Annotated in this window: 24 protein-coding genes and 1 pseudogene; 15 read left to right on the top strand and 10 right to left on the bottom strand. The window is 71.3% G+C overall.

Going from position 1 to position 24,903, the window contains the following annotated elements:
- The first annotated feature begins 4 nt into the window (after nucleotides 1-4).
- The 11 genes from E0504_RS35910 to hypB all read left to right on the top strand — a co-directional run bounded on the left by E0504_RS35910 (nucleotide 5) and on the right by hypB (nucleotide 7,522).
- Nucleotides 5-613, top strand: coding sequence for a hypothetical protein (locus E0504_RS35910; RefSeq protein ID WP_112108338.1), 609 nt, complete (start codon nucleotides 5-7; stop codon nucleotides 611-613).
- On the top strand, nucleotides 610-1,266 hold the full coding sequence (locus E0504_RS35905; protein WP_071064442.1) for a DUF5947 family protein: 657 nt from the start codon (nucleotides 610-612) through the stop codon (nucleotides 1,264-1,266). Before E0504_RS35910 ends, E0504_RS35905 begins: the two co-directional genes overlap by 4 nt.
- The gene (locus E0504_RS35900) at nucleotides 1,259-1,882 is read left to right on the top strand and encodes a DUF6084 family protein (RefSeq protein ID WP_112108309.1); all 624 of its coding nucleotides are present in this window, start codon (nucleotides 1,259-1,261) and stop codon (nucleotides 1,880-1,882) included. Before E0504_RS35905 ends, E0504_RS35900 begins: the two co-directional genes overlap by 8 nt.
- Nucleotides 1,879-3,120 (top strand): hypothetical protein, encoded by a 1,242-nt coding sequence (locus tag E0504_RS35895; protein WP_131626716.1) that lies wholly within the window; start codon nucleotides 1,879-1,881, stop codon nucleotides 3,118-3,120. The genes E0504_RS35900 and E0504_RS35895 overlap by 4 nt, the downstream gene beginning before the upstream one ends.
- Before the next feature lie 16 nt (nucleotides 3,121-3,136).
- Entirely contained in the window at nucleotides 3,137-3,649 is a 513-nt protein-coding gene (locus E0504_RS35890) for a hydrogenase maturation protease (protein ID WP_071064449.1), read from the top strand.
- A gap of 2 nt (nucleotides 3,650-3,651) precedes the next feature.
- Nucleotides 3,652-3,756, top strand: a complete 105-nt coding sequence (locus E0504_RS54505; protein ID WP_373693973.1) for a hypothetical protein — start codon at nucleotides 3,652-3,654, stop codon at nucleotides 3,754-3,756.
- A gap of 5 nt (nucleotides 3,757-3,761) precedes the next feature.
- On the top strand, nucleotides 3,762-4,034 hold the full coding sequence (locus tag E0504_RS35885; RefSeq protein ID WP_020460081.1) for a HypC/HybG/HupF family hydrogenase formation chaperone: 273 nt from the start codon (nucleotides 3,762-3,764) through the stop codon (nucleotides 4,032-4,034).
- 52 nt (nucleotides 4,035-4,086) lie between these two features.
- Nucleotides 4,087-5,223, top strand: coding sequence for a hydrogenase formation protein HypD (hypD, locus tag E0504_RS35880; protein WP_131626715.1), 1,137 nt, complete (start codon nucleotides 4,087-4,089; stop codon nucleotides 5,221-5,223).
- The gene (gene hypE, locus E0504_RS35875; protein WP_131626714.1) at nucleotides 5,220-6,332 is read left to right on the top strand and encodes a hydrogenase expression/formation protein HypE; all 1,113 of its coding nucleotides are present in this window, start codon (nucleotides 5,220-5,222) and stop codon (nucleotides 6,330-6,332) included. The genes hypD and hypE overlap by 4 nt, the downstream gene beginning before the upstream one ends.
- A 13-nt stretch (nucleotides 6,333-6,345) precedes the next feature.
- The gene (locus tag E0504_RS35870; protein ID WP_071064455.1) at nucleotides 6,346-6,678 is read left to right on the top strand and encodes a hydrogenase maturation nickel metallochaperone HypA; all 333 of its coding nucleotides are present in this window, start codon (nucleotides 6,346-6,348) and stop codon (nucleotides 6,676-6,678) included.
- Between the two features lie 127 nt (nucleotides 6,679-6,805).
- Nucleotides 6,806-7,522 carry a hydrogenase nickel incorporation protein HypB gene (hypB, locus tag E0504_RS35865; RefSeq protein ID WP_071064457.1) on the top strand — a complete coding sequence of 239 codons (717 nt, stop codon included), beginning with the start codon at nucleotides 6,806-6,808 and terminating at the stop codon, nucleotides 7,520-7,522.
- Between the two features lie 238 nt (nucleotides 7,523-7,760).
- Here hypB and hypF read toward each other — a convergent pair whose 3' ends face one another.
- From hypF to E0504_RS35845, 4 genes are all read right to left on the bottom strand, one after another.
- On the bottom strand, nucleotides 7,761-10,028 hold the full coding sequence (gene hypF, locus E0504_RS35860; RefSeq protein ID WP_131626713.1) for a carbamoyltransferase HypF: 2,268 nt from the start codon (nucleotides 10,026-10,028) through the stop codon (nucleotides 7,761-7,763).
- Nucleotides 10,000-10,125: an acylphosphatase gene (locus tag E0504_RS53635; RefSeq protein ID WP_112109420.1), complete on the bottom strand. Its 126-nt coding sequence runs from the start codon at nucleotides 10,123-10,125 to the stop codon at nucleotides 10,000-10,002. The genes hypF and E0504_RS53635 overlap by 29 nt, the downstream gene beginning before the upstream one ends.
- A gap of 18 nt (nucleotides 10,126-10,143) precedes the next feature.
- Nucleotides 10,144-11,784: a YhjD/YihY/BrkB family envelope integrity protein gene (locus E0504_RS35850; RefSeq protein ID WP_112109421.1), complete on the bottom strand. Its 1,641-nt coding sequence runs from the start codon at nucleotides 11,782-11,784 to the stop codon at nucleotides 10,144-10,146.
- A gap of 142 nt (nucleotides 11,785-11,926) precedes the next feature.
- On the bottom strand, nucleotides 11,927-13,405 hold the full coding sequence (locus E0504_RS35845; RefSeq protein ID WP_373693972.1) for an NAD(P)/FAD-dependent oxidoreductase: 1,479 nt from the start codon (nucleotides 13,403-13,405) through the stop codon (nucleotides 11,927-11,929).
- A 96-nt stretch (nucleotides 13,406-13,501) separates the two neighbouring features.
- Here E0504_RS35845 and E0504_RS35840 point away from each other — a divergent pair, with 96 nt between their 5' ends.
- Nucleotides 13,502-15,298, top strand: a complete 1,797-nt coding sequence (locus tag E0504_RS35840; protein WP_243657772.1) for a bis-aminopropyl spermidine synthase family protein — start codon at nucleotides 13,502-13,504, stop codon at nucleotides 15,296-15,298.
- A 112-nt stretch (nucleotides 15,299-15,410) separates the two neighbouring features.
- On the opposite strand, the gene E0504_RS35835 is transcribed toward E0504_RS35840, so the two are convergent.
- Entirely contained in the window at nucleotides 15,411-16,658 is a 1,248-nt protein-coding gene (locus tag E0504_RS35835) for an MFS transporter (RefSeq protein WP_112109423.1), read from the bottom strand.
- A 123-nt stretch (nucleotides 16,659-16,781) separates the two neighbouring features.
- Here E0504_RS35835 and E0504_RS35830 point away from each other — a divergent pair, with 123 nt between their 5' ends.
- Together E0504_RS35830 and E0504_RS35825 are read left to right on the top strand one after the other, a co-directional pair.
- Nucleotides 16,782-17,768: a LysR family transcriptional regulator gene (locus E0504_RS35830; RefSeq protein WP_112109424.1), complete on the top strand. Its 987-nt coding sequence runs from the start codon at nucleotides 16,782-16,784 to the stop codon at nucleotides 17,766-17,768.
- Between the two features lie 143 nt (nucleotides 17,769-17,911).
- The gene (locus E0504_RS35825) at nucleotides 17,912-18,259 is read left to right on the top strand and encodes a VOC family protein (RefSeq protein WP_200835525.1); all 348 of its coding nucleotides are present in this window, start codon (nucleotides 17,912-17,914) and stop codon (nucleotides 18,257-18,259) included.
- A gap of 21 nt (nucleotides 18,260-18,280) precedes the next feature.
- Here E0504_RS35825 and E0504_RS35820 read toward each other — a convergent pair whose 3' ends face one another.
- The 5 genes and pseudogenes from E0504_RS35820 to E0504_RS35800 all read right to left on the bottom strand — a co-directional run bounded on the left by E0504_RS35820 (nucleotide 18,281) and on the right by E0504_RS35800 (nucleotide 24,126).
- Nucleotides 18,281-20,470, bottom strand: coding sequence for a DUF262 domain-containing protein (locus E0504_RS35820; protein WP_160144391.1), 2,190 nt, complete (start codon nucleotides 20,468-20,470; stop codon nucleotides 18,281-18,283).
- Nucleotides 20,471-20,522: 52 nt separating this feature from the next.
- Nucleotides 20,523-21,206, bottom strand: coding sequence for a hypothetical protein (locus E0504_RS50715; protein WP_160144392.1), 684 nt, complete (start codon nucleotides 21,204-21,206; stop codon nucleotides 20,523-20,525).
- A gap of 719 nt (nucleotides 21,207-21,925) precedes the next feature.
- Nucleotides 21,926-22,565: pseudogene (locus E0504_RS54500) on the bottom strand (helix-turn-helix domain-containing protein); the annotation flags it as partial.
- Nucleotides 22,517-23,011: a DUF1028 domain-containing protein gene (locus E0504_RS35805; protein WP_207974641.1), complete on the bottom strand. Its 495-nt coding sequence runs from the start codon at nucleotides 23,009-23,011 to the stop codon at nucleotides 22,517-22,519. The gene E0504_RS35805 and the pseudogene E0504_RS54500, both read right to left, overlap by 49 nt.
- A gap of 245 nt (nucleotides 23,012-23,256) precedes the next feature.
- Complete coding sequence (locus E0504_RS35800) at nucleotides 23,257-24,126, bottom strand: LLM class F420-dependent oxidoreductase (RefSeq protein WP_112106304.1); 870 nt, start codon at nucleotides 24,124-24,126, stop codon at nucleotides 23,257-23,259.
- Between the two features lie 139 nt (nucleotides 24,127-24,265).
- Between E0504_RS35800 and E0504_RS35795 the strand changes: the two genes are divergently transcribed.
- On the top strand, nucleotides 24,266-24,898 hold the full coding sequence (locus E0504_RS35795; protein ID WP_112106305.1) for a copper resistance CopC family protein: 633 nt from the start codon (nucleotides 24,266-24,268) through the stop codon (nucleotides 24,896-24,898).
- Nucleotides 24,899-24,903: the final 5 nt, after the last annotated feature.

The raw sequence follows: 24,903 nt of genomic DNA, 5'->3' as shown, positions 1-24,903 counted from the left end.
CACGATGGCAGTGGGGACGGCGGTCGCGAGCACGGACCCGCGGGGCGCGGCCGGCCCACGGGCCCCGGCCGAGCGCGACTCGGCCGGCCCGCGGAACTCGGTCGACCCGCGCGCGGCGGCGGCCCGGGTGGACGACCTGCTCACCCGGCTGGAGCAGCTGGGCGACAGCCGGACCAGGGTGCTGGCCGAGGAGATCGTCCGAGCACTGATGGAGTTCTACGGGGCGGGCCTGGCCCAGCTCACGGCGATCGCGGGCGCGGAGAACGTGCGGGCCTTCGCGGCGGAGCCCCACCTCGGGGCGCTGCTGGCCATGCACGGCCTGCACCCGGTGAGCACCCGGCGCCGGGTCGAGGAGGCCTTCGCGCGGCTCGGGGAGCTCCCCGGGGCACACACCCTCCGCTTCGAGATCACCGGCACGGAGGAAGATCCGGTCGTCACCGTCCGCTCGTCGGGCCGGCCGCCCGGCCCGACGGTGGTCGCCGCGGTCGAGGACGCCGTCGAGACGGCCGCCCCCGAGGTGACCGTGCTGGTCGAGGGGGCCGGGGCCGCCGCGCCGGGCGACCTCGCCGCGGGGCGGGCCCTGCTCCCCGTGGTCGGGGTGGGCACCTCGTGACCGCGACGCTGCGCCGCTACCTCGCGCCCGGCACCGGCCCCGGCGCCGCGCGCTGCGAGCTCTGCGGCGAGCGGATCGCCGAGGAGCACGGGCACATCACCGACCTGGACACCCGCTCCATCCTCTGTTCGTGTCCCGGCTGCCGGCTGCTGTTCACCCGGGCCGGCGCCGGCGGCGGCCGCTACCGGGCGGTGCCGACGAGGTACCTGTTCGCGGCGGCCTTCCCCGCCGGGGCCGAGCTGCTCGCGGCGGCGGGCATCCCCGTCGGGCTGGCCTTCTTCGTGATCCACGACGGGGCGGTGGGCGCGTTCTACCCGAGCCCGGGAGGCGCGACGCACTGCGAGCTGCCGGCCAGCACGACGGCCAGCGGCTTCGATGCCGACCTGGCCGCGGCGGTGGGCTGGCAGCTCACCCCCGAGGTCGAGGGCCTGCTCGTGCACACCACCCGGGACGGCCAGAGCGGCTACCTGCTGCCGATCGACGCCTGCTACCGGCTGGTCGGCGAGCTCCGGCTGCACTGGCGTGGCTTCGACGGCGGCTCGCAGGCCCGGCAGCGGCTCGCCGCCTTCCTCGCCGACGCCCGCCGCAGGGCGGGTTCGCCTGACAGCGGGGCGGGTTCGCCTGACGGCAGGGTGGGGGCCCGCGATGGCTGACCTGGGCTTCGACTGCCTCGACGTCTCGCCGCAGCGTTACGCGGCGGCCCCGACGCTGCTTTTCCGGCTGCGCATCGCCGAACGCGGCGGCGAGCGGCTGCACGCGCTGGCGCTGCGCTGCCAGATCCGCATCGACCCGGGCGCCCGGCGCTACGACCCCGCCGAGTCCCGCGCGCTCACCCACCTGTTCGGGACGGGCCCGGGCCCGCCGCACCCGATCCAGTTCGCCACGGTCTCCACGGTGGTGCCGGGCTTCGCCGGCTCCACCGAGACCGAGCTCGCCGTGCCCTGCGGCTACGACCTCGAGGTCGCGTCCGGGCGGTACTTCGGCTCGCTGCGCGACGGGGTGATCCCGCTGCGGCTGATGTTCAGCGGGACGGTGTTCGGGATCGGCCCGAACGGCCTGCGGGTCGAGCAGGTGCCCTGGCATCTGGAGGCCGGCTACCGGCTGCCGGTCGCGACCTGGCGGGAGCTGATCGACATGTACTTCCCCGGCGAGGCGTGGCTGCGGCTGGACCGGCGCACCGTCGACGCGCTCGCGCGGTACCGCCTGGAGCGCGCCATCCCGACCGCGGACGCCGCGATCACCTCCCTGCTGTCCGGAGCGACACCATGAGCACTCATGACGGCGACGGCGCCCCCGCCCGGGCCGACCCGGTCGGCTTCCTCGACGACGCGGCGCGGGCGGTCTCCGACACCGTCCTTTACGAGGGATACCTCCTCTACCCGTACCGGGAGGACGCGCTGAAGAACCGCCACCACTGGCAGTTCGGCGTGCTGATGCCGCCGGCGTTCGCCGCGGCGGGCACCGGCGAGCACTCCGCCGCCCGCACCGAGTTCCTCCTGGACGGCGGCCCGGGCACGACGCTCCGGATCGGTGCCCGGTGGCTGTGGGAGGGCGGCGGCGCCCGCGGCGACGCGGCGGGGGCGCTCTCGGTGCGGGTCGGCGAGCTGGCGGGCGAGCCCGTCCGGCGGGGCCTGGTGCTCGGCGGGCCGGAACCGGGACGCGGCGAACTGCTGCTCGGCGCGCAGGCGCTGCCCGGCCCCTACGGCGGGTACCGGATCCACGCCACCGTCCGCAACGTCTCCGTCCCGCCCGGCCAGCCGCCCGCCGACCGGGACGCGGCGCTGGGCCGGGCGTTCGTCGCCGTCCAGGTGGTGGCCCGGGCGTACGGCGGTTGTTTCCTCTCACTGGCCGACCCGCCGGAGTGGGCGGCGGACGCCTCGCGGGCCTGCGTCAACGAGCGGCTGTGGCCGGCGCTCCTCGGCCGCCCGGGCCGCCCGGGCCGCTCGGACACGGTGCTTGCCGCGCCGATCACCCTGCCCGACCATCCCGAGATCGCGGCGGAGAGCCCGGCCGCGTTCTGCGACGCCACCGAGATCGACGAGATGCTGGCCCTGCGGACGTCCACGCTCACCGACGCGGAGAAGCTGGCGGCGCGCACGGGCGATCCGCGGGCCGCCGAGCTGCTCGCGTCCGTCGCGGAGCTCGCCCCGGCGATGGCCGAGAAGCTGCACGGCCGCGGCCGGGTCATCCCACCGCCGGCTCCGGGCCCGGCATCAGACGCGACACCGGGCGCGGAGCCGGCGGTGGGCAGCGCGGTGCGGCTGCGACCCCGGCCCGGACGGATGCTGACCGGCCCGCTGACCGGTCTGGCGAGCGGGGCCGCGACCGGCAGCGACGCGCAGGACATGTTCATCGACGGCCGCGCCGCCACCGTCGCCGCCGTCCTGCACGACGTGGACGGCCGGACCCATGTGGCGGTGACCCTGGACGACGACCCCGGCGCTGACCTGCGCCGGGAATTCGGTCGCTTCCTGTACCTCACCCCTGACGAGCTGGAGCGGCAATGAGTTGGACAGTGAACCAGTGAGCACGCTGGTGGCCGGCGTCGGCAACATACTGCTCGGCGACGACGGCTTCGGCGTGCAGGTCGCCCGCCACCTGCGGCGCACCGGCCCGCCGCCGCGGGTGACCATCGCCGACTACGGGACCAGCGGGCTGCACCTGGCCTTCGACCTGTGCTCCGGCGGTTATTCGACGGTGGTGCTCGTCGACGCGCTCGGACGCGGGTACGAACCAGGCACGGTGTCCCTCGTGGACCTGACCGACGTGCGGGCGCCGTCCGAGGTCGACGCGCACGGGATGCGCCCGGACGTCGTCCTCGACCTGGTCGACACGCTCGGCGGGCATCTCGACCGGGTGCTGCTGGTCGGCTGCGAGCCGGCCTCGGTGGATCACCAGGTCGGGCTCTCGCCGCCGGTGGCGGCCGCCGTCGAGCCGGCGGCGCGCCTCGTCCGGTCGGTCATCTCCGGCCAGTCCGAGATCGACGGCGCGCCCGGGATCACAGTCAGGCGGATCGAGACCCAACGGGAGGAATGATCATGTCGCACTGGATGGTGCTCGCCGCGGTCGCGGTCGGAGCCGGCGCAGCCACTGTCGTCATCGCCCCCGATCTGCGCCGATACCTCGAGTTCAGCAGGATGTGATCGGCGTGTGTCTCGGTATTCCGGGTGAGGTCGTGGAGATCCGGCCAGACCGCCCGGACATCGCGACGGTGGACGTCAGCGGGGTGCGGCGGGCGATCAACATCGGGTTGCTCGACGAGCACCCGCCGCGCCCAGGGGACTGGGTCCTCATCCACGTCGGGTTCGCGCTGTCCCTGATCGACGAGGCCGAGGCGCGGGCGGCGCTGGACTTCCTCACCGGCATCGGGCGTGCCTACGACGACGAACTGGCCGCGCTGCGCGCCTCGTCCATCGACTAGCGCGGGCGACAGGCCACGCGGAGCGGCGATCGACCACGGAGAGGCGGAGGAGATGCGCTTCGTCGACGAGTACCGGGACGCGGGCACCGCGCGGGCGCTGTCCGCCCGGATAGCCGAGCTCTGTGAGCCGGGCCGGACGTACGCGTTCATGGAGGTGTGCGGCGGGCACACGCACACGATCTACAAGCACGGCCTGGAGGACCACCTGCCACCGGCGGTCTCGTTGGTGCACGGCCCGGGCTGCCCGGTGTGCGTCATCCCGATGGGACGGGTCGACGACGCCATGCACATCGCCCGCCAGGACGGCGTCATCATGACCTCGTTCGGCGACATGATGCGGGTGCCGGGCAGCCACGGCTCGTTCTTCGACGCCAACGCCGAGGGCACCGACATCCGGATGGTCTACTCGCCGCTGGACTCGCTGAAGATCGCGCGGGCGAACCCGGACCGGCAGGTCGTGTTCATGGCGATCGGCTTCGAGACGACGACGCCGTCCACAGCGCTGACGGTGCGGCGGGCGGCGGCCGAGGGACTGACGAACTTCTCGATCTTCTGTAACCACATCACGATCGTTCCGGCGCTGCGGGCGATCCTGGACTCCCCCGACGTGCGGATCGACGGGTTCGTCGGCCCCGGGCACGTCTCGACGGTGATCGGCTGCCGGCCGTACGACTTCATCCCCCGCGACTACGGCCGGCCGCTGGTGGTCTCCGGGTTCGAGCCGCTGGACATCCTGCAGTCCATCCACAAGCTGCTGCGGCAGCTGCGGGACAGGCGCTGCGAGGTGGAGAACCAGTACACCCGGGTGGTGGCGGCCGAGGGGAACCCGGTCGCGCTCGCCGTGATCGACGAGGTGCTGGAGCCGCGGCCGGACTTCGAGTGGCGCGGGCTGGGCCGCATCCCGTGGTCGGCGATGCGGGTGCGGGAGCGGTACGCCGCCTTCGACGCCGAGCGGATCTTCGCGCCGCCGGGTGCCCGGGTCGAGGACCCGAAGGCCTGCCAGTGCGGCGAGGTGCTGACCGGGGTCATCAAGCCGTGGGAGTGCAAGGTCTTCGGCACCGGCTGCACCCCGGAGACGCCGATCGGTGCCTGCATGGTCTCCCCCGAGGGCGCCTGCGCCGCCTACTACAACTTCGGCCGCGCCCGGCACCGCGCCACCGAGCCCGCGAAGGAGATGAGCCGAGCATGACCGCGGCGAAGGTGGCCGCCGGCCGGAGCGAGAGCGGCGTCCTGGACCGGGTCGAGGCCGCGCGGCGACGCCGACCGAAGCTGCGCGACACCCACATCACCTCGGCGCACGGCGCGGGCGGCAAGGCCACCGCGACCCTCATCGACGCCGTGTTCCTGGAGGGGCTGCGCAACCCGCTGCTGGAACCGCTCGAGGACGCGGCGGTGTTCACCGTGGACGGGACGCGCCTGGCGCTGACGACCGACTCGTTCGTCGTCACCCCGCTGTTCTTCCCCGGCGGTGACATCGGTGATCTCGCCGTGAACGGCACGGTCAACGACCTCGCGGTCGCCGGGGCACGCCCGCTGCACCTGGCCTGCGCGGTCATCCTCGAGGAGGGGATGGCCGTCGACGACCTGCGCCGGATCGTGGCCTCGATGGCCCGCGCGGCGACCGACGCGGGGGTGTCGATCGTCACCGGGGACACGAAGGTCGTCCAGCGCGGGCGGGCCGATGGCTGCTACGTCACGACCACCGGCATCGGGCTCGTCCCCGCGGACATCCGCCTGGGCGCCGCGCGGGCCCGGCCGGGCGACGCCGTCCTGGTCACCGGGCCGATCGGCGACCACGGGATCACGGTGCTGCTGGCCCGCGGCGAGCTCGACATCAGCGCGGACCTCTCCTCCGACACCGCCCCGCTGGCCGAGCTGACGTCCCGGCTGCTGGAAGCGGTCGGGGCGCCGGCGGACGGTCCGGGGGTGCGGGCCATGCGCGACGCGACCCGCGGCGGGGTGGCGACGATCCTCAACGAGGTGGCGACCGCCGCCGGGGTCGGAGTGATCGTCGACGAGGACGCGGTGCCGGTGCGGCCCACCGTGCGCGGGGCCTGCGAGCTGCTCGGCCTCGACCCGCTGTACGTCGCCTGCGAGGGCAGGATGGTGGTGATCGTCGCCCCCGAGGTGGCCGAGGCGGCGCTGGCCGCGCTGCGCTCGCACCCGCTGGGCGCGGACACGGCGGTGATCGGGCGGATCGCCGACGACCCGCCGGGCATGGTGCTGCTCAACACCGCGTTCGGCGGGACCCGCATCGTCGACCTGCTGGTCGGCGACCCGCTGCCGCGGATCTGCTGACCGGGCTGGCGCGGTGCACGAGCTCTCGGTCACCGTCGAGCTGGTCGACATGGTCGCCCGGCGGGTCCCGGCGGACGTCCAGGTGACCCGGGTGGCGCTCGAGATCGGGCGGTTGTCCGGGGTGATGACCTCGCCGCTGCGCTTCTGCTTCGACCTGGTCGCCGCCGGGACGTCGCTCGACGGCGCCCGGCTCGACATCGCAGAGCCGCCGGGGCGGGGCCGCTGCCGCCGGTGCGGGGCCGACGTCGACCTGCCGGACCTGCTCACGCCGTGTGGCTGCGGAAGCCATGAGATCGAGCTGACCGGCGGTGAGGAGGTCCGGATCACCGCCGTCGAGGTGCGCTGACGGTCGGCGGGACCAGCGGACGAGCCAAGCCGAACGGGAGGGCTGAGCGGGACCAGCGGACGGGCCGAGCCGAACGGCCGGGTGGGGAGGGACGGGCGGGAGGGGCTGAGGGAGCGGAGGTGGGCTGATGTGCGGGACCTGCGGTTGTGATGACAGTCGGGAGGCGGCTGAGGCGCGGACGCTGCGGCTCGAGGTGGACGTGCTGGCGCGCAACGAGGAGTCGGCGCGGGACAACCGGGCGTGGCTGGCGGCCCGGCGGGTGTCGGCCGTCAACCTGATGAGCTCGCCGGGCGCGGGCAAGACGACGCTGCTGGAACACACGATCCGCGCCGTGGCGGGGACCGTCACCTGTGCCGTCGTGGAAGGCGACCAGGAGACACCGCTGGACGCCGAGCGCATCCGTGCCACCGGCGCCCGCGCCGTCCAGGTGAACACCGGCACCGGCTGCCATCTGGAGGCGGCGATGGTCGGGCGGGCTCTGCGGGAGCTCGACCCGCCGCCCGGGGCGGTGGTGCTGATCGAGAACGTCGGCAACCTGGTCTGCCCGGGGCTTTTCGACCTCGGGGAGTCGGCCCGGGTCGTGCTGGCCTCGGTCACCGAGGGTGAGGATAAGCCCAGCAAGTACCCGCACATGTACCGGGTCGCCGACCTGGTCCTGCTCACCAAGGTCGACCTGCTGCCCTACCTCGCCTTCGACGGCGACCTGTTCGCCGGGTCCGTGCGGCTGGTCAACCCATCCGCCCCGGTGCTGCCGGTGTCGGCGACCGCCGACACCGGGCTCGCAGACTGGTACGGCTGGCTGCGCGCACGATCATGCCCGCCAACCACCGGCGGCCCGCCCTGATCTGCCCCACTCCGTGTTCTCGCTGCCCAGTTATGCTGCCAAGTTATGGAGCCCACCGATTCTGGTGCTCGACTCCTCGCCGTTTGACTTCTTTCTCGCCGTTTCAGACAGAATTCCCAGCGAAATTCGCCCAGAAATGGCGAGTGGGATGCCAAATAGCGAGCAGGCCGGCCCGGCGTGCGGGGCTTTTGTCCCGACGTGCGGAGCTTTGTTCGGTCCCGTGCGCACCGTCTGCCAGTCAGGTGCGCTGCTGGCCGCGGGCGTTCGCGACCATCGCCTGGCCGAGGCTGATCCCGCCGTCGTTGCAGGGCACCCGGGAGTGGGTCAGGACGGTGAAGCCCCGGTCGACCAGCCCGTCCATGATCTCGCCGAGCAGCCGCAGGTTGCCGAAGACACCGCCGGAAAGCGCCACCGTTCCCGCCGGGCATGCCGGGAGCCCCGGGCGGCCCGGGGCTCCCGGGCCGCCCAGGAGGCTGTCGCGCAGGGCGGCGCAGATGTCGACGGTGAGCCCGGCCAGCGTGCTGTGGAACCGGGCGGCGATCACCGTGGGGTCGACGCGTTCGCGCAGGTCGTCCACGACGCCGCGGATCAGGTCGGCGCCCGGCAGCAGCAGCCCGGCACCCGACGGCGGGGGGCTCGCCGGGTAGCGGCCGTAGTCGCCGGGGGCGGCGATCCGCTCCAGCTCGATCGCGGCCTGCCCTTCGTAGGTGATCGTGTCCCGGACGCCGACGAGAGCCGCGACGGCGTCGAACAGCCGTCCGACGCTGCTGGTCAGCGGGGCACCCACCGGGGACGGGGCGGCACCGGACCTGGCCAGGGCGGCGACCGCGTCCCAGCGGTCGGCGTTGCGGCGGGCGACCGCGAGGCGGTCCGGGTCGGCGACGCCGGCGGCGAGCAGGTGGGCGGCGGCCATCCGCCATGGTGCCCGGATCGCGGCGACGCCCCCGGGCATCGGGACGGGCGTGAGGTGTGCGAGCCGGGTGAAGCCGGCCAGGTCGGCCCACAGGAACTCCCCGCCCCACAGGGTGCCGTCCGGACCGAAGCCGAGGCCGTCGAAGGCCACACCGAGCACCGGCCCGGGATGGCCGTTGTCCGCCAGGCAGGAGGCGATGTGCGCGTGGTGGTGCTGCACACCGACGACCGGCAGGTCCTGCTCCAGCGCCCACTTCGTGGACAGGTACTCCGGGTGCAGGTCGTGCGCTACCCGCTCGGGCGAGATGTCGAACAGCCGGCGCAGGTGGTCGATCCCGCTGACGAACGACCGCAGCGTCTCGTGGTTCTCCAGGTCCCCGATGTGGCCGGAGAGGTACGCCCGCCGCCCCGCCGCCAGGCACACGGTGTTCTTCAGCTCGGCCCCGCAGGCCAGCACCGGCCGCTGGATGTCCCAGGGCAGCGGCAGCGGCTCCGGGGCGTAGCCGCGGGAGCGGCGCACGAGCGTCTCCCGGCCGCGCACCGACCGGGCGACCGAGTCGTCGAGCCTGGTGTGGATGGCCCGGTCGTGGGCGAGGAAACCGTCCGCGACCGGGCTGAGCGCGGCGAGGGCCTCCTCGTCGCGGTACACGATCGGCTCGTCGGAGATGTTGCCGCTGGTCAGCACGATCGGGCCGGGCAGCAGGCCGAGCAGGAGGTGGTGCAGCGGCGTGTACGGCAGCATCACGCCGAGCGTCCCGGTGCCCGGCGCCACCGCCTCGGCGACCCGGCCGGCGCACCGGCAGCGCTCGACCAGGACGATCGGCCGGCGCCGCCCGGTGAGCAGGAGGCGCGCGGTGGGGTCGAGGCAGCACATCTCCTCGGCGGTCGCCAGGTCGCGCACCATGACGGCGAACGGCTTGGCGTCCCGGTGCTTGCGCCGGCGCAGGGTCGCCACCGCGGACCCGTCCGCGGCGAGCACGGCCAGGTGGTACCCGCCCAGCCCCTTCACCGCGAGAATCCCGCCGCCCCGCAGCAGCCCCGCTGCTCGCTCCAGCGGCTCGTCGGACGTCGGCGACGCGGCGGCGGTGGGCCGGAAGCTGAGGGTGGGGCCGCAGTCCGGACAGCACACCGGCTGGGCGTGGAAGCGGCGGTCGGCCGGGTCGTCGTACTCCGCCCGGCACCGCGCGCACATCCGGAATCCGGCCATCGTCGTGGCCGGCCGGTCGTAGGGGACGTCCCGGATGATCGTGAAGCGGGGGCCGCAGTTGGTGCAGTTGATGAACGGGTGGCGGTAGCGCCGGTCGGCCGGGTCGGCGAGCTCGGCCAGGCAGTCCGCGCAGGTGGCACTGTCCGCGCAGACCCGCGTCCGCGGCCCGGCCCCGCCGCGGGCCGGGTCGCTGGGGGCGATCCGGAACCCCGGCGCCGCCGGCCCGGCTCCGGGCGGCGCGGGACCGCCGGAGACGTCCACGCTGTCGATCTGGGCGAGCGGCGGCGCCTCCTCGCGCAGCGCGGTCAGGAACGCGGCGACCTCCGGGCCGGCGCCGTCCAGCGCTATGTGGACGCCCTCAGCGTCGTTGGAGACCTGGCCGCTCAGGCCGAGCCGGGTCGCCAGCCCGTAGACGAAAGGGCCGGAAACCGACGCCCTGCACGATTCCGGTCACCTCGACCTCGACCTGCTCTCGCGACGTCATTCATCCAGTCTCGCCCATTCATCCAGCCTCGCCCAGCGGGCGTCCGAAGGCCTCTCCGAAGACGAGCTCCTCGACGGGACGGCGCCGCAGGTTGCTGGGGAAACCGCGCTCGGGATAGCCGACCGCGAGGTGCGCGGCGGTCGCGTAGCCGTCCGGTATGTCGAGCAGCTCGGCGACCTTCGGTTCGTCGGCGACCAGCAGCGTCGTCAGCGCGGTGGCCACCCCGGCGCCGCGCAGCGCGAGGCAGAGGTTCTGCACGATCGGGTAGACCGACGCCCCGCCGACGATGCTCAGCCGGTCCAGCTCGGTGTCGGTGGGATGCAGCGCCGCGAGCTTCGCGCACACCACGACCAGCACGGGGACGTCCGCCAGGGTGCGCGCGAAGTGGTCGGCCTCGGTCGGCGTGCTGATCCCGCGCTCGTCGAGGTAGGGCTGCCAGCGGGCCAGGTAGAGGTTGGCGAGCACCCGCCGGCGCTCCGGGTCCCGGACGACCACGAACCGCACCGGCTGGCGGTTCCCGCCCTGCGGGCCGAACCGGGCGGCGTCGAACGCGGCGACGAGGACGTCGTCGGGCACCGGGTCGGGCCGGAACCGCCGGCAGGTGCCCGTCGTGCGCATCGCGTGTGTCAGCTCCATGGGTCGATCCTGGTCGACGGAGGCGTCACCGGACGAGGCGTCACCGACGGAGACGTCGTCGAAGGAGACGTCGACCTGCTGGAAGCTCTTGAACTGCTCCGCCTGGGCATACGAGGTGTAGACCCGCCGGTCGGAGTCGGTGAGGACGACGTCGTCCACGAACGGGGTGAGCAGCGCGCGCGGGTAGAGCCGTCCGGCGCGCACGGTGTTGATCTCCATCGCGAACACGATCACCGCGGCGAGCAGGTACAGCCAGGTCATCAGGCCGAGGACCAGGGCGAACAGGCCGTAGACCTGCGTGCGCCCCTGTAGCTGGTACTGGAGGAGGTAGGTCCCGGCCGACTGGAGCAGCTGCCAGCCCAGCGCGGCGATCGCGGCTCCGGGCAGGATCTGGCCGAACGTCACCGACTTGACCGTGAGCAGCCGGAACGCCATCAGGATCAGGCCCGTGTTCCCGGCGATGCCGAGCACCACCGCGAGGACCTGCGCGCCGGCACCGAGACCGGTGCCGAGGTCGCCGGCCCGGGTGGTGATCGCGGACAGCAGGGTCGTCAGCACGACACCGAGCCCGAACAGGCCGATGAGGCCGAAGCTGCGCACCCGGGCGAAGAAGGGGTTCGGCCGCGAGCGCCGCGGCACCGCCCAGACCGTGTCCAGCGCGTTCCCGAGCGCGCGGGCCACCCCGAGGCTGCCCCAGATGCTGCCGAGCACACCGATCGCCACCGCCACGGCACTCCCGCGCAGGGCCTGGACGTCGCTGCGGAGCTGGTCACCGATGATCGGGAACTGGCTGAGCGCGGAGCTCACCACCTGCTCCTGGATGTCGGGATGCCCCGCGAGGACGAAGCCGAGGCCGGTCGTGAGCAGCAGGAGCAGCGGAAACAGGGAGAGGAATCCGTAGAACGCGATCAGCGCGGCGAGGTAGCCGCCCTGGTCCTCCGCGAACTTGTAGATCACCGCGAGCGGGAACGCGACCCTCGGCCTGCTCTGCTGCGCCCGATCCAGCCGAGCGCCGAGCGCCATCCCGCGCCTCCTCGTCTCGATGCGTCGCAGGCGGCGGCACACCGGTAAGAACTGGACCTACCTCCGCGATCGTAGGGATGTATTCCACCGACGCGGCGCAACGCACGCGGGATCTCCAGCCGGCTGTCACCCCGGCGACCTGTCAGCGTGTGGGCTGGTAGATCCGGGTGTGCTCCGACGTGGCGATCTCCGCCCGCTCCGGGACGGACTCGTCGAAATGGGTGATCTCCTGGCCCAGCACACTGTTGAGCACCCAGTCGGTCGCCACCCTGACCCGGTTCGCGCCCGCGGGGAGCGCGGCCAGGTGGTAGGCCCGGGTCAGCAGCGCCGCCGGCGGCCCGCTCAGGGTGAGGCCGAACGGGTTCGCCACCGCGGCGCGGCCACCGAGATCCACCACGAAGCCCAGGTCACGGTGCCGGTACCGGCGCGGCGAGCCATACCCGAGCGAGGCGGCCACGTTGCGGGCCGCCGTCCGGCCCTGGCGGATCGCGTGCTGCGCGGTCTGCCCGGCCGGCGCTCCCCCCCGTGTCACGTCGGGGACGGCGGCGGCGTCCCCGAGCGCGAACACCCCGTCCGCGGTGGGCACGCGGAAGAACTCGTCCACGATCAGCCGGCCGTGCGCGGTGGGCAGCCCGAGCGCGGCGACGAGCGGGCTGGGGCTCACGCCGGCGCACCAGACGACCGTGTGGGTCGGCACGCCCGTGCGGGTGCGGACCGTCGGCCCGCCAGCCGCGAGCGTGACCGCCTCGGCCCCGATCTCCACCACCGACGTGCCCAGATGGACCTCGACCCCACGCCCGGCGAGCACCCGCGCGGCGCGATGCCCCAGCGCCGGCGCGAGCTCGTGCAGCACCCGCGGCGCGTGATCCACCAGCAGCCAGCGGACGTCGGACGGCCGCAGCCGCTGGTAGGCCGCCGCGGCGTGCCGGGTGAACCCGACCATCTGCGCGGCGAGCTCCGTCCCGGTGTAACCGCCGCCGACCACGACGAACGTACACAGCGCCGCCCGGCGGCGCGGGTCGTCGGCGGCGTCGGCCAGCTCCAGCCGGCGCAGGACGTGGTCGCGCAGCGCCACGGCCTCGTCGAGGTTCTTCAGCCCGAGGGCGTGCTCGTCGAGGCCGGGCACGTCCAGGGTGCGGGTGACCGAGCCGGGCGCGAGGACCAACCTGTCCCAGCCGACGGTCCGGGTGGTGGCGTCCGCGGAGCGCACGGTGACCGTGTGCGCGGACAGGTCGGCGGCGACGACGTCACCGAGCCGCAGCAACGTGCGACGCAGGACGGCACGCAGCGCCACGGCCAGGTGGCGGGGCTCCACCGTGCTGGCGCAGACCTGCGGCACCAGCGAGGTGTAGAGCAGATGGTCCACGGGTGAGACCACGGCAAGCTCCGCGCGGCCGGCGGGAAGCGCGGATTCCAGCCGGCGCAGCAGGCTCACCCCGGCGAAGCCGCCACCGACGACGACCACCCGGGAAACCCCGGCCCGGCCGGAGTCAGTCGGGGCCGTCGAGCCCGTCCGGTCCGTCCGGCCCATCGGGCCTCGCTGCTCCGTCGGGTCTGGCCGCCGCCCCGGCGTCGGCCGCCCGGTCGGCTTCCACGGCACCTCCGGGACCGACCCGACCACGGCTGCTCCCCCGATGATATGAATATCGACATGATCGGCGAAAATTCCTCGACGGACGGTGTCCCATCGGGAGAAGTCCCGACGGAAAACCCTTCGATGGACAACGCCGCCGCCTATGTCGACGGCTACGGTGTGCGATCCCGTCCACTGCGCGAAATTCTCTCGCTGTTGACCCGTGGCAGCCAGCCGATCGAGGTTCTGATAGCCCGGACCGCGACACCGCGGCGCGTGGTCGAGGAGCTTCTGCGCAGCCTTGGCGAGGATCTCACCGAAAACAAGCACGGCCACCGGATACGGCCGGAATTGACCGCCGGGTATCGCACCCGATTCGCTCTGGACGAGCTGGAACCGGCCGACGCCCGCGCCGGCGGCGACGCCCGCGCCAGTGGCGACGCCCGCGCCGGTGCCGACGGCCTCGCCGCAAGCCGTGTCGGCGGCGGCGCCGACAGCGGCGTCGAGCTCGACGCCCTGGGCCGGCTGATCGCGGCTGCCCCGGCGCCCCGCCGGGATCTCGACCACGTGGCGGCGACCGCCGCGACGCTGGCCCGCCGCGCGGCCTGGCTCACCAGCACCTACGACCTGGCCGGCCGGCGGGTGCTGTTCGTCGGCGACCACGACCTGACCTCGGTGGCGCTGGCCCGGCGGCAGCCCGGCGTCGAGATCACCGTGGTCGACCTGGATGAGCGGACCCTCGCCTACATCGACGCCACGGCACGATCCGAGGGACTGTCGATCCGCACGCTGTTCGGCGATCTGCGATTCACCCTGCCGCCCGCCGCGCGGGAGTGGGCGGACCTCGTCCTCACCGATCCGCCGTACACCCCCGAAGGGGTCGGCCTTTTCCTCGGGCGAGCGCTCGCCGGCCTGGGTGACCGGAAAAACGGAGTCGTCGTCGTCGCCTACGGCCACAGCCGGCTCCATCCGATGCTGGGTTTTCAGGTACAGCAGTCCATGCAGCAGTTCGGCGTCGTCTTCGAAGCCATACTGCCGGCATTCAACCGTTATGACGGCGCGCAGGCCGTGGGAAGTGCCAGCGATCTGTACGTGTGCGCGCCGACCAGCCGCACGTGGAAAGTCCTCGAGCGGGCGGTGGAGAGCTTCGGAACACGCATCTACACCCACGGAACGCAGTCCGTGGAGAGCACCGCGGCGGTCGAGCTCGGGCCGGCCGCGACGGTGATCGGCGACGCCACCGCCGCCGGATCGCCAGGCGCCCGCCGCCTCGGCCTGCGCTCGCTGTTCACCGGCTCGGACTACCTTCGCGACCTCGGCGACAACGCGGACGTCGCCGTGGACCTCACCGCCGACCCCGGGCCGCTGCTGCTGCGCGCCCTGCTCGCCGTGACCGCCCGCAAGGTCCGGTTCGTCGTGCCGGTCGACCATCCCGACGTGTCGACCCCCGGCGCCCGGGCCGCTCTCGCGAGCCTGGTCGCCCCGAAGTACCGCCTGACGTTCCCCCCACCGGCCACGGCGGGACGTCCACGGGGGGCGACTGGGACCGAGAGCGGCGGCTACGAGGTCGTCCACGCGGATCTGGTCGACGCGGGCGACGGCGACGGCGAGGCGGACGCCCGGGTGGGCGCCGACGGTCCGCTCCGGCCGCCCGCGTCAGACGTCGCCGCGCGCTGGCTGCTCGAACGGGCCCACGGCCGGATCGGGAACGTGCTGCGCGAGGGCGTGATCCGCGCGGCCGCCCGGGACGGACGGACGCTCTCCAAGAACGACGCCCGCGCGCTGGTCCGAGCCCAGGTGGGCACCGTCGATCTCGACACGCTGGACCTGGCCGCGATCGAGACCCCTCGTGCACGCCTGGAGCGGGTACTCCAGGCCGTCCGCGCGCCGAGGGCCGCACCAGCGCCCGCCCCTCAGAATCCCAACCATGGGCAGGACTGATCAGGCGATCAGGCCTGGATACGAACGCGAAATCAAAGTCGTTCACGGTTGGGCTCACCGCTTGTGTGGGCGAAGCGGCGTCCTTCTGGAGTGAGTCGGGCGTTGCGATGAGTCATACGGAACGGACAGCTTCGACTGGCGCGCCAACCGCGGGGTCGGGCATGTGCATCCGCTGGGGAAGGAAGAGAGGGGTGGCGAGCAGGAGGACGCCGGAGATGGTGATGGCGGTGAGTGGGCTGGTGAGCGTCGCGAGGACGCCCCAGATCACCATGAGGGTCGCCTGGGCGAGTTTGCTGCTGATGCTCCATGCGCTGAGGACTTGTGCGACGTGGCCGGCGGGAGTGCGTTGCAGGCGTTCTGTCGCGTTGATGGGGTTGAAGACGCCCATGCAGGTGATCAGCAGGGCCTCGACGACGATTACCGTGAGGAGTCCGGGAATGCCGGGACGGGTCAGGGCGAGTCCGAGCGGGAAGATCGAGCGCAGCCAGCCGGAGACGATCATGACGCGGTGCCGACCGTAGCGGGTGACGAGGCGCGCGGAGAGGCGGGCGCCGGCGAAGCCGCCGAGTGCCGGGATGCCGAAGGCGAGACCGTACTGCCAGGCGGGGAAGTGGTACTCGCCCAGCAGAAGGACGGCCAGGAGCGGGCTGGTGGCCATGATCAGACCGCCGACTGCCACGGAGTTGAGGAACAGACGTCGTAGAGCGCGGTCGTGCAGGATGAATCGCCAGCCGCTCAGAAGGTCAGTGGCGCGTACCTTGGTGGCCGCGTCGCGGGGCGCTGCGACGTCGCCGCCACGGATGCGGAGGACCCCGAGCGCGGAGAGCAGGTAGCTGAAGGCGTCGGCGGCGACGGTGACGACCGGGCCGAGCAGCCCGATGAGCGCTCCGCCGAGAGGCGGGCCGGCCGCGGTCGCCACCCAGCTCGTGCCCTCGAATCTCCCGTTCGCGACGAGCAGATGGTCCGAGTGGACGAGGTGCTTCAGGTACGCACCGGATGCGGCGGTGAAGGCGATGCTCGCCGTTCCGGAGATGACCGAGACGACCAGCAGTTGGCCGTAGGACAGCAGACCGAGGAAGTACGCGATCGGAACGCTCGCCATGGCGAGGAACCGAACCAGGTCCGTCGCGATCATCACGGGGCGCTTGGTCCGGTGCTCGATCCACGGCCCGAGCGGGACCGCGACGATCGCGGCGACGGCGAGGCCGGCTGCTCCCAGGAACGAGACGGCGAATGCCGACGAGTGCAGCACCCGGACCGCGATGAGCGGGAACGCCCCGAAAGCGATCCACGTGCCGTATGTGCTGACGGCGTAGGCCGACCACAGCCACCCGAAGCCGGGCCCCGATCTCACACGCACATGGCTCCTCGCGACAACCGACGGTTTGGATGCCCGAAGCACATCAGTCATGCTGGAGCGCGATCAAACAACCGATTCCTCGGCGAGCCACAACCAACAGTTGTGCGCACCTAAGATGAACCAGTGGACACCGAGGCATTGCGATCGTTCGTCCGGGCGGCCGAGCTCGGACAGTTGCAACATGCGGCCGACGAGCTGGGCGTGACGCAACAGGCGGTTTCCAAGCGGATCGCCGCCCTGGAGCGCGGGCTGGAAGTCCGGCTGTTCACCCGTACCGCCCGAGGGGTTGAACTGACACTCGACGGTCAGGCTTTTCTCCCGCACGCGCGGAGCATCGTCACGGGTGTCGATCGCGCCATAACCGCGGTCAGGCCGGGCTCCCGGGCCCTTCGGATCGACGTTCTCGGCCTGCGAAGCGCGCAGGCCGTTGTTCTGCACGACTATTGGCGGTCGCATCCCGAAACCAACCTCGACGTGGTGACCCTCAGGGTCAACGACCCACGCGTGGCGGTCACCGCCGTCGAGGCAGGCGATATCGACGCCTCGTTCCGTACCGTCACCGACCCGGCCACGCTGCCACGCGGCGTGCAGATGATCCATGCGTTCGACTCCCCGCTGGAACTTCTCGTCGGCCCGAGACATCCGCTCGCCGCCGCGCGAAGACTGACGCCACCGCAGCTGCGCCAGCATCGGATATGGGTGCCGGGTATCGCGCCCCGAAGCGAATGGGCGGAGTTCTACGACCAGCTCGCCACCGACTTCGACCTACGCATCGACGCGGCAGGCCCGCACTTCGGCGATGAAGTACTTTTGGACACCCTCGCGGAATCCGCAGACGTGGCCACCCTCGTCGGGGCACGCGACCGGTACATCTGGCCGACGAACCACGACCTACGCCGCATCCCTATCGTGAATCCGATGCTCGCATACCCCCTCTCGCTCATCCTCCCCAGAACGAATCCACACCCAGGACTCCGCGCGATCATCACCCACCTCGGAACCCTGCCGAGGCTCCCTGAGACGGTCTGGCTCCCGTCCTGGGCAACGACGCCACGGCGCGGCGGCGGCGACATCGCGAATGCTCGCGGGTGCCAACCTCGACCAAGGTGACTCGATCGACCGCTGACCGGCCGCGCGAGAAGTAGAAGTAAGGAGAGCGCGACGCCGGCAGGGTGGTGACGTCGGGGCGGAACGGGCAGGACCAGGCGCAGATGATGTCGCGTGAGCGCCCGCCTCGGTCTGGAGTGATCCCCGTGCCTGTCGCCAAGGTTCTGTCCGTCGTCCCGGTAGCCGACTTCGACGCGTCGATCGCCTGGTACGAACGGCTGTTCGGCCGGCCCGCCGACGCGCGTCCGATGCCGGGGCTGGCGGACTGGCACATCACCAATGACGCGTGGGTGCAGGTCTTCCGCGACGTCGACCACGCCGGAGGATCGGCGTTGAACTTCGCCGTCGACGATCTCGAGGACGAAACGGCGGTCCTGGCCGGGCGCGGCATCACGCTCGGCGAGGTCACCGAGACGACCAAGAACGCGAAGCTGGCCTCGGTGGCCGACCCCGCCGGCAACACCGTCACCCTGATCGAGAACCCGTCGACCTGACCGACGCCGTCAAGCTACCGGTCAGGCCGGGCTCCTGAAACGTCGGCGCACCGCGTCCAGCTTCTGGTTGTTTCGTTCGACTTTCCAGAACTCCCAGCCGTTGCAACCGACTCCCCTGGCGTCCGCGGCAGCGCCCGACGGAGTCGTGAACGAGGAGCCGGACGCCGTCCGAATTCGTCCGTTGGCGAGGACCGTCGCCCGGTGCTCCGCTCCGCCGCCGTGGGCTATCAGCCCTTCCTCGGGGAAGACGAGGCCGGCTCGGAGAAGATCGGCGACGGTCACACCGTAGCTTCTCCTGGTCTTTCCCCCAGCATGCGCAGGGACCGGGACGTCCTCCTGGGGAGAGAAGATGGTCAACCCGAGCGCGGCGGGCGACCAGATCCGTTCAGCCATCGCCCGGTAGAGTTCGGCCCGCTTGTCGATGAAACTCTGGACGGAATCCCCCAGATTGTAGGGGATGAACTTGTCCTGTAGATTCTGGGCGGCAACGAACTTCCGGAACTTGACCTTTCCCCTGCCCTCGTGACTGCTCGGAGAAACCGAGGCGGCGAGCCAGTTGAATCGCGGGTAGATCTCCATCTTGTCCACCAGCGACATGCTGCCGATGCTGGCATTCTCCTCGCCGTCCAGCAGAACCAACCCGCCCAGCCTGCTCCGAAGCTTCTTGAACTCCGTGCCGGTCAATGTCCCGGTGTCGTAGATGCCGGGCTTCCTGGTGAATAGGTGCTCAATTTCGTACGGCCGCCTCCCGTCCGTTCGGGTGAGCATCCTGTCCGCTCTCTCGTGACGTTCGGTTCCCCGCTCCAGCCAGGCGGTCAGGCGGGCAAGAAAATAGAGGAGAAAGTTCCGGTTTCCGCCCTCACGATAGCCCATCGACGAGATTTCTTCGAATCTCTCGTACCAACCGGCGGCGGCCGTGCCGAGTTCCCGACTGAGGGACTCCGTAGTGCGGGACTCGCGCACCCGCGGTAGCAGCGGGTCAATGACCTCGGCGAGGTCGGACGAGCCGTACGACTCTCCGCTGAGGCCACGGGTGACGACGAACAGGTCGACGAAGTTGGCCACCAGCCGGGCCTTGGCGAGGAAGACCGCTTCGGTGTCCTCCGTTCGGGCAGCCACCAGCGTGAGGTCGAACTGCCGGGTAACACCGTTGCGGGCGTTGAACCAGATCGCCTCGAACTCGGTGCGGTACTCCCCTGCCGCCCGCAGCAGGTCCAGATACCGTCCGTGCAGCGGCTCCAGCCAGTCGGTCAATAGGCTCACGCGCGAGCCGTTCTTCCGGGCCGGCCACAGGTCGTCCTCATGCCTGGAAAGCCATTCATGAGGAGCCTGCTCACGGGCGCGCTCGGACTCCTCGGACGGGTCGACGTCGAAGTACCGCGCGTGCAACGCCGCCCGCACGAACTCGAGCGGGCCGTTCCTGTCCACCGCCTCCAACGCGGTGACCATGGATCTCCATTTCACGTCCAGCTTGTCCAGGTCGTCGCGGGCGTCGCTGAACAAGTAGTTCTTGAGGTGGTCCAGCGGGGCGAGCCGGACTCCTCGGTCGTTCATCGTGGAGAACATCTCCTGGCCGCGTTCCCGATCGCCCGCGTCCATCTCCACGAGGGAGACCCGGTGCAGCAGCCAGCGGCCGAAGTAGGGAAGCAGGTCCTCTTTGATCTGCGCCGGGCAGCAGGCGAGGATGTGATTGGATGCATCCCACACCCGCCGGATGTCGGGGGAGGCCGCGTCGATGCCGAACTGGTGGTCAGCGAGCAGGGCAGCGAAGTACGGTTCGAGGTTCTCGACGCGTACGGCGAAGGACTGGTTGAGTGGTCGACCGCCGCGTATGAGTACACCCAGCTGCATTCTCAGATCGTCGACATCGTCCCGATGAGATGCAATCTTGTACAGCTGGATCAGGAGGAGGAGCAGGGTGGTGACCCGCTGCTGACCGTCAGCCAGGTAGGTCTGCCCGTTCTGCCGATAGACAATGATGGAACCCAGAAAATAGGGGTCGTATTGGTCGACGTCCCCGTAGTTGTCGGTGTCTTCCCACTGTCGAAGAAACTTGCCGGCAAGGTCGCCGATGAGTTCCTCGATCTGCGGCCGCTCCCAGGCGTAGCTGCGCTGGAAGGCGTCGAGCTGGTACGTCCGCCCGTCGAACAGCTCCTGGACCACGATGCTGTTCGCCTTGACGATCGGCTTCGTGATGCGCGCCTTGCGCACGGCCTCTCCCCACATCGTCTGGACGCCGCCAGGAGGTGCAGCCTGACTCTGGTCAGGTGACGAGTGCCTTGACCAGCACCACCTCGTCGCCGCTGCCGAACCACGAGAAACCGGACCGCACGACCCCGACCTCCTGGCCGGGCCGAGGGTGGGACCCACCGACTGGCTCGTGCCGTGCGCGGTCGAACGGGACCTGGTCTCCGATCCGACCCGCCGGCTGCAGCCGGCGGCGCGCCGCCTCTTCCAAGAGCCAGTCCACGACATCCATCGCCGAACGGCCCTCCGCCACGACCAGCTCGGCCCCGCCCACGAGGTCCGCCAGGAGCACGGCCTTCTCCTGCTCGCGTTGTTCCGTCCAGCCGATCTGGGCACGAGGGCCGGTGGTCTCGGCACGTGCCAGGCTGTCGGCGATGTTGTCGACATAGGCTTGGACGAGCCAGCCGGGTGCCCGCACGCGGGCCCGCGCTGACAGCTCCGCCAGCGAGGCCTGCGAGGGCTGGGACACAGGAGACCACGCGTAGGTGGTGGGCGTCGGTTTCGAGATGTTCGGGTGTGCCTTGAGAAGGCCGCGGAGACGTTCCCACTGACGGTTGGCGTCCTCGAGCCGGACACCGGCATCGACGAGGGTGCTCCTGATCTCCTGGAGGCGAACGGGACGGCCGTACTGCCTGATGACCGCCACGAATGCCGTGCCAGCGTCTTCAGTGAACTGCTTCGCGAGTACCCGGTCACTCATCGAAACCTCGTTCAGGTCGGAGTCGTGGCCTGCCAACGGCCAGGGTGAAAGAGAATCTGCTGTCGTGTGCCAGACGGCATTTGCGCGTCAGGCGCCCGATTTCCGAGGTCATTGCCACACTCTTGCATCTTCCACCAGAATCCAACGACCCGAGGATTTCCTTCCGTCTTCGAAGTACTCCAGCAGCCTGGTCGCAGATTTCGGCGTTGTTTCTCGAAATCCTAGGGATCTCGCCCGCGCCAGCGGCGGCATTTCGACCTAAAACCTCACCCCCGTCACTCCACTCCCACATTTATACATCAATGCGCACCATCGACTTAAAATGCCGTTTGCGATGTATGGTCCCGTTGTGTGATATGTGGCAAAAAGCGGCTTCCGGCATGCCTGAACGAATGATGATGCTTGAACGCAGTGGGCCCACAGGGATGACGACACTCCCGCATGGTCACCGCCCAGGACCTCGCCGGGAGTCCGCCCGCACTCGCACGCCAGACTTCACCGGCCGTCAGATGACTCAGCGGCGGATCGACAACAAGGACGGTTCCCGAAGTGGGTGCCGGTGGATACCACAGTCTGCCGGATCAGGACAGGCAGCGGACACACCAGAAGGAGAGCCCGGCGAGGGCGAGAGTGAGGGCGACATAGATTCCGGTCTTGTACCACTGGAACGGCCAGAAGCGGCTCGCCGGGTGGTAGTGCCGCGTCAGGCTACGTTCGCCCCTGTCAACGACCTGGCGTAGCTGCTTGTCTTGGACGTGCTTGTTCCGCCAGATGATGTAGCGGCGGATCACCGATGCTTGGGTGCGGTGGTTGCGGTGGTCGGTGCCGTCCAACGCGAAGTAGCGCAGGGCGGTGAACTGGGCCTCTATGCGGTTGAGCCAGCTATTGCAGGCGGGGTGTAGGCGATCTCGACGTTGCTCGCCGCCACCCAGTCCCCGACCCGGCTGTCGACCCGGGTCGACAGGTGCGGGCTGCAGTTGTCACAGACGATCGCGATCCGGGCCTGGTTGAACGACACGCCCTCCTCACGGGGCAAGACCCGTAGGCCCTCATGGCTGATGTCGGCGACCACCCCCTCTGCGACCAGGAACTCTGCGAGTTTGGTCAGGCTCCAGGTCGAGAACGGCAGCTGGTGCTCGGAGGGACGGGACTTCGCGATCTTCTTGATCTCCCTGCGCTCGGGTGGGTGAACTTCCGGGGCCGCCCGCCGGCGTACTTCGAGTAAAGGGAGTCGAACCCGTCGGCGTTGAAGTTGTGGATCACATCGCGGACCCGGTCCTCCGACGTGAACGTCACCTCGGCGATCTTCGTCAGCCTGCGTAGCTCGCCGACCGGTTCGCGGGCGTCGTCGACCCGCAGATCGACCTCGCCGCTGACCGGACGCCCGCTTCGCGTGTCGCCGACGGCGTGGCCGGGTCGACGACCCGCAGGGCGGCGGACTGCCCGCCGCGTAGATCGCCGCCAGTCTGGTCCGCCGCAGCCAGCGCGGCGACCAACCGCGCTGGGAAGGGCTGCGTCGCCGAGGCGTCATAAGCCGCGACGGTCCGCTCGGCGACTCCGGGGTGTTCCATCAGGTTCGCCGCCACGCAGACGTCCTCGCGCCGGGCGACGCTGACCTCCGCTTCCACCCGCGGCCCTGACACGACCGCGACTCCGCCGCCGGCTGCCACGATCCCAAGCTGCGCCCCGTCCGCCCCGGGCAGCCGGGCAGCCGGGCCGCCGGGCCGCCGGGCCGCCGGGCCGCCGGGCCGCCGGGCCGCGACGTTGTCTGCCGACAACCCCGCGTGAAGCCAGTCGAGCGCCAAGTCCCCCCAGCGCCACGGCGAGTACACCGCTCGCGGTCGCGACCCCCAGCCACCCCGTCTCAGGGTCACGGGCCACGATCGAGACCGTCACCCGTGCAACCCTAGAGGTAGCAGCCGAACCCTCCGCTGGAGCTCTTCCCTCTGCCGGAGACCGCCCATCCCTGATGCCGATCGGGCACCCCGGAGAACTCTGCGAGGGTGGGCCGGCGCGTGACCTCACCGGCTCGGCAGCCTTGCCGCGCTCGTCACGACAGGTTGAGCGCGTCCGCGACCGTGGCGAGATAGTCGACGTGACCGTCAGCGGAGTCCAGGCCGCGTCCCATCGTGGCCACGGAGACGTGGGTTCCGCCGGCTTCGCGCCAGGCATCGATCTCCGCCGTGAGGTCGCCTACTCCGCCCCGGGGAAGAACCACGTAATCGGCGCCGAACTCCTCGACCGACCGGCCGAGGCCGTGCAACTTCTCGCGTAGCCGCTTCCAGGCGGCCAGGGCGTGATCGACGCCGAAGCCGCCGAAGAAGACGAAACCGTCCGCGAGCCGGGCCGCCCGGTCGAACGCGGCCTCGCCGGACCCGCCGAGCCAGATCGGGACGGGCCGGGACGGCTTCGGCACGAGCGCGGCCCGGTCGACCCGGTCGAAGCGGCCGGAGAAGTCGACGACGGGTTCGGTGAACAACCGGCGAAGCAGCGTGATCTGTTCTTCCTGCCGAGCCCCGCGGGTGCGGAAGTCCTGGCCGAGGGCCTCGTACTCGACGGAATTCCAGCCGACCCCCACACCGAGACGCAGCCGACCGCCGGACAGGAGATCGACATCGGCTGCCTGCCGGGCCACGAGTGCGGTCTGACGCTGCGGGAGAATCAGGACCCCGGTCGCGAAACCGATACGTTCGGTGATACCGGCCAGATAAGCGAACATCACGAACGGGTCGTGGAACGGGTCCTGCTCGGTGTAGGGGCCTGACAGCGCGGGCGTCCTGTCGGCATGTACGGCGCCGAGCACGTGGTCGTAGGCGAGCAGGTGGTCGAAGCCGAGGTCCTCGACGGCGGTCCCGATCCGCCGGACGGCGTTCGGATCGCCTCGAAGCTCGATCTGCGGGTAGACGACACCGATCTGCATGGACGTCATTGTGCGCTGCCGATCTTGAGGATGTTGATCGCCACCCCACTGACACGCCGGTCGGGGCGGCTCGGCCGGCTCGGCCGGGACCACACCACGGCCGATCCTTCTACCAAACGTAGAAAGTAGACTGGACCCGGTGCAACGAAGATCGCTCGCCGCGACGTCGACCGCAGCGCTCACGACCCTGACGGCAGTCGCCGTGATGATGCTGGCCGTCATTCTCGTCACGCCCCGTCCCGCCTGGGCGCACTCAACGCTACACAGCACCGACCCGGCCGACGGGTCGACCCTGGAGGCGCCACCCACCCGGATCTCGCTGGTGTTCAGCGAGGCCGTCTGGGCGGACTACGCGACTGTCGCGGTCACCCGCGCCGGCGGCGGCCAGATCCCGGCCGATCCGCCGCAGGTCACCGACACCACCCTCTCGGTCGCGGTGCGGGACGTCACAGCGGGCGACTACCACGTCGCCTGGCGTGTGGTCTCGACTGACGGGCATCCGATCAGCGGCGAGTTCTCCTTCGCGGTGGCCGCTCCCCCCGCCGCTGTGGCCACGACGGCCACACCCGAACCCGCGGCACCGCCGGGCGGCGCCACGACCCCGGGCACGGCGACCACCGCCGCGCCGCGGCCGACAGACCCCGCGCCGACGCCGCCGGCCACCTCGGAACCCGCCGGGGACGGCGGCAACGGCTGGGTCATCGGAGTGGTCATCGCCGGGCTGGCCGTACTCGGCGGCGCGGTACTGCTGATCCGACGGAACCGGGAGTAGGAACG

It is taken from the genome of Parafrankia sp. BMG5.11, from assembly GCF_004337455.1.
The sequence above is the reverse complement of the archived record's forward strand: the minus strand, read 5'-3'. Positions and strand labels throughout refer to the sequence as shown.

Coding starts and splice junctions, on each gene's coding strand:
- hypE (WP_131626714.1), top strand. CDS start 5,220: ATGACCGCGGCGAAGGTGGCCGCCGGCCGGAGCGAGAGCGGCGTCCTG.
- E0504_RS35895 (WP_131626716.1), top strand. CDS start 1,879: ATGAGCACTCATGACGGCGACGGCGCCCCCGCCCGGGCCGACCCGGTC.
- hypB (WP_071064457.1), top strand. CDS start 6,806: ATGTGCGGGACCTGCGGTTGTGATGACAGTCGGGAGGCGGCTGAGGCG.
- E0504_RS50715 (WP_160144392.1), bottom strand. CDS start 21,206: ATGAGTGACCGGGTACTCGCGAAGCAGTTCACTGAAGACGCTGGCACG.
- E0504_RS54505 (WP_373693973.1), top strand. CDS start 3,652: ATGTCGCACTGGATGGTGCTCGCCGCGGTCGCGGTCGGAGCCGGCGCA.
- E0504_RS53635 (WP_112109420.1), bottom strand. CDS start 10,125: ATGACGTCGCGAGAGCAGGTCGAGGTCGAGGTGACCGGAATCGTGCAG.
- E0504_RS35800 (WP_112106304.1), bottom strand. CDS start 24,126: ATGCAGATCGGTGTCGTCTACCCGCAGATCGAGCTTCGAGGCGATCCG.
- E0504_RS35850 (WP_112109421.1), bottom strand. CDS start 11,784: ATGGCGCTCGGCGCTCGGCTGGATCGGGCGCAGCAGAGCAGGCCGAGG.
- E0504_RS35900 (WP_112108309.1), top strand. CDS start 1,259: ATGGCTGACCTGGGCTTCGACTGCCTCGACGTCTCGCCGCAGCGTTAC.
- hypD (WP_131626715.1), top strand. CDS start 4,087: ATGCGCTTCGTCGACGAGTACCGGGACGCGGGCACCGCGCGGGCGCTG.
- E0504_RS35910 (WP_112108338.1), top strand. CDS start 5: ATGGCAGTGGGGACGGCGGTCGCGAGCACGGACCCGCGGGGCGCGGCC.
- E0504_RS35840 (WP_243657772.1), top strand. CDS start 13,502: ATGGACAACGCCGCCGCCTATGTCGACGGCTACGGTGTGCGATCCCGT.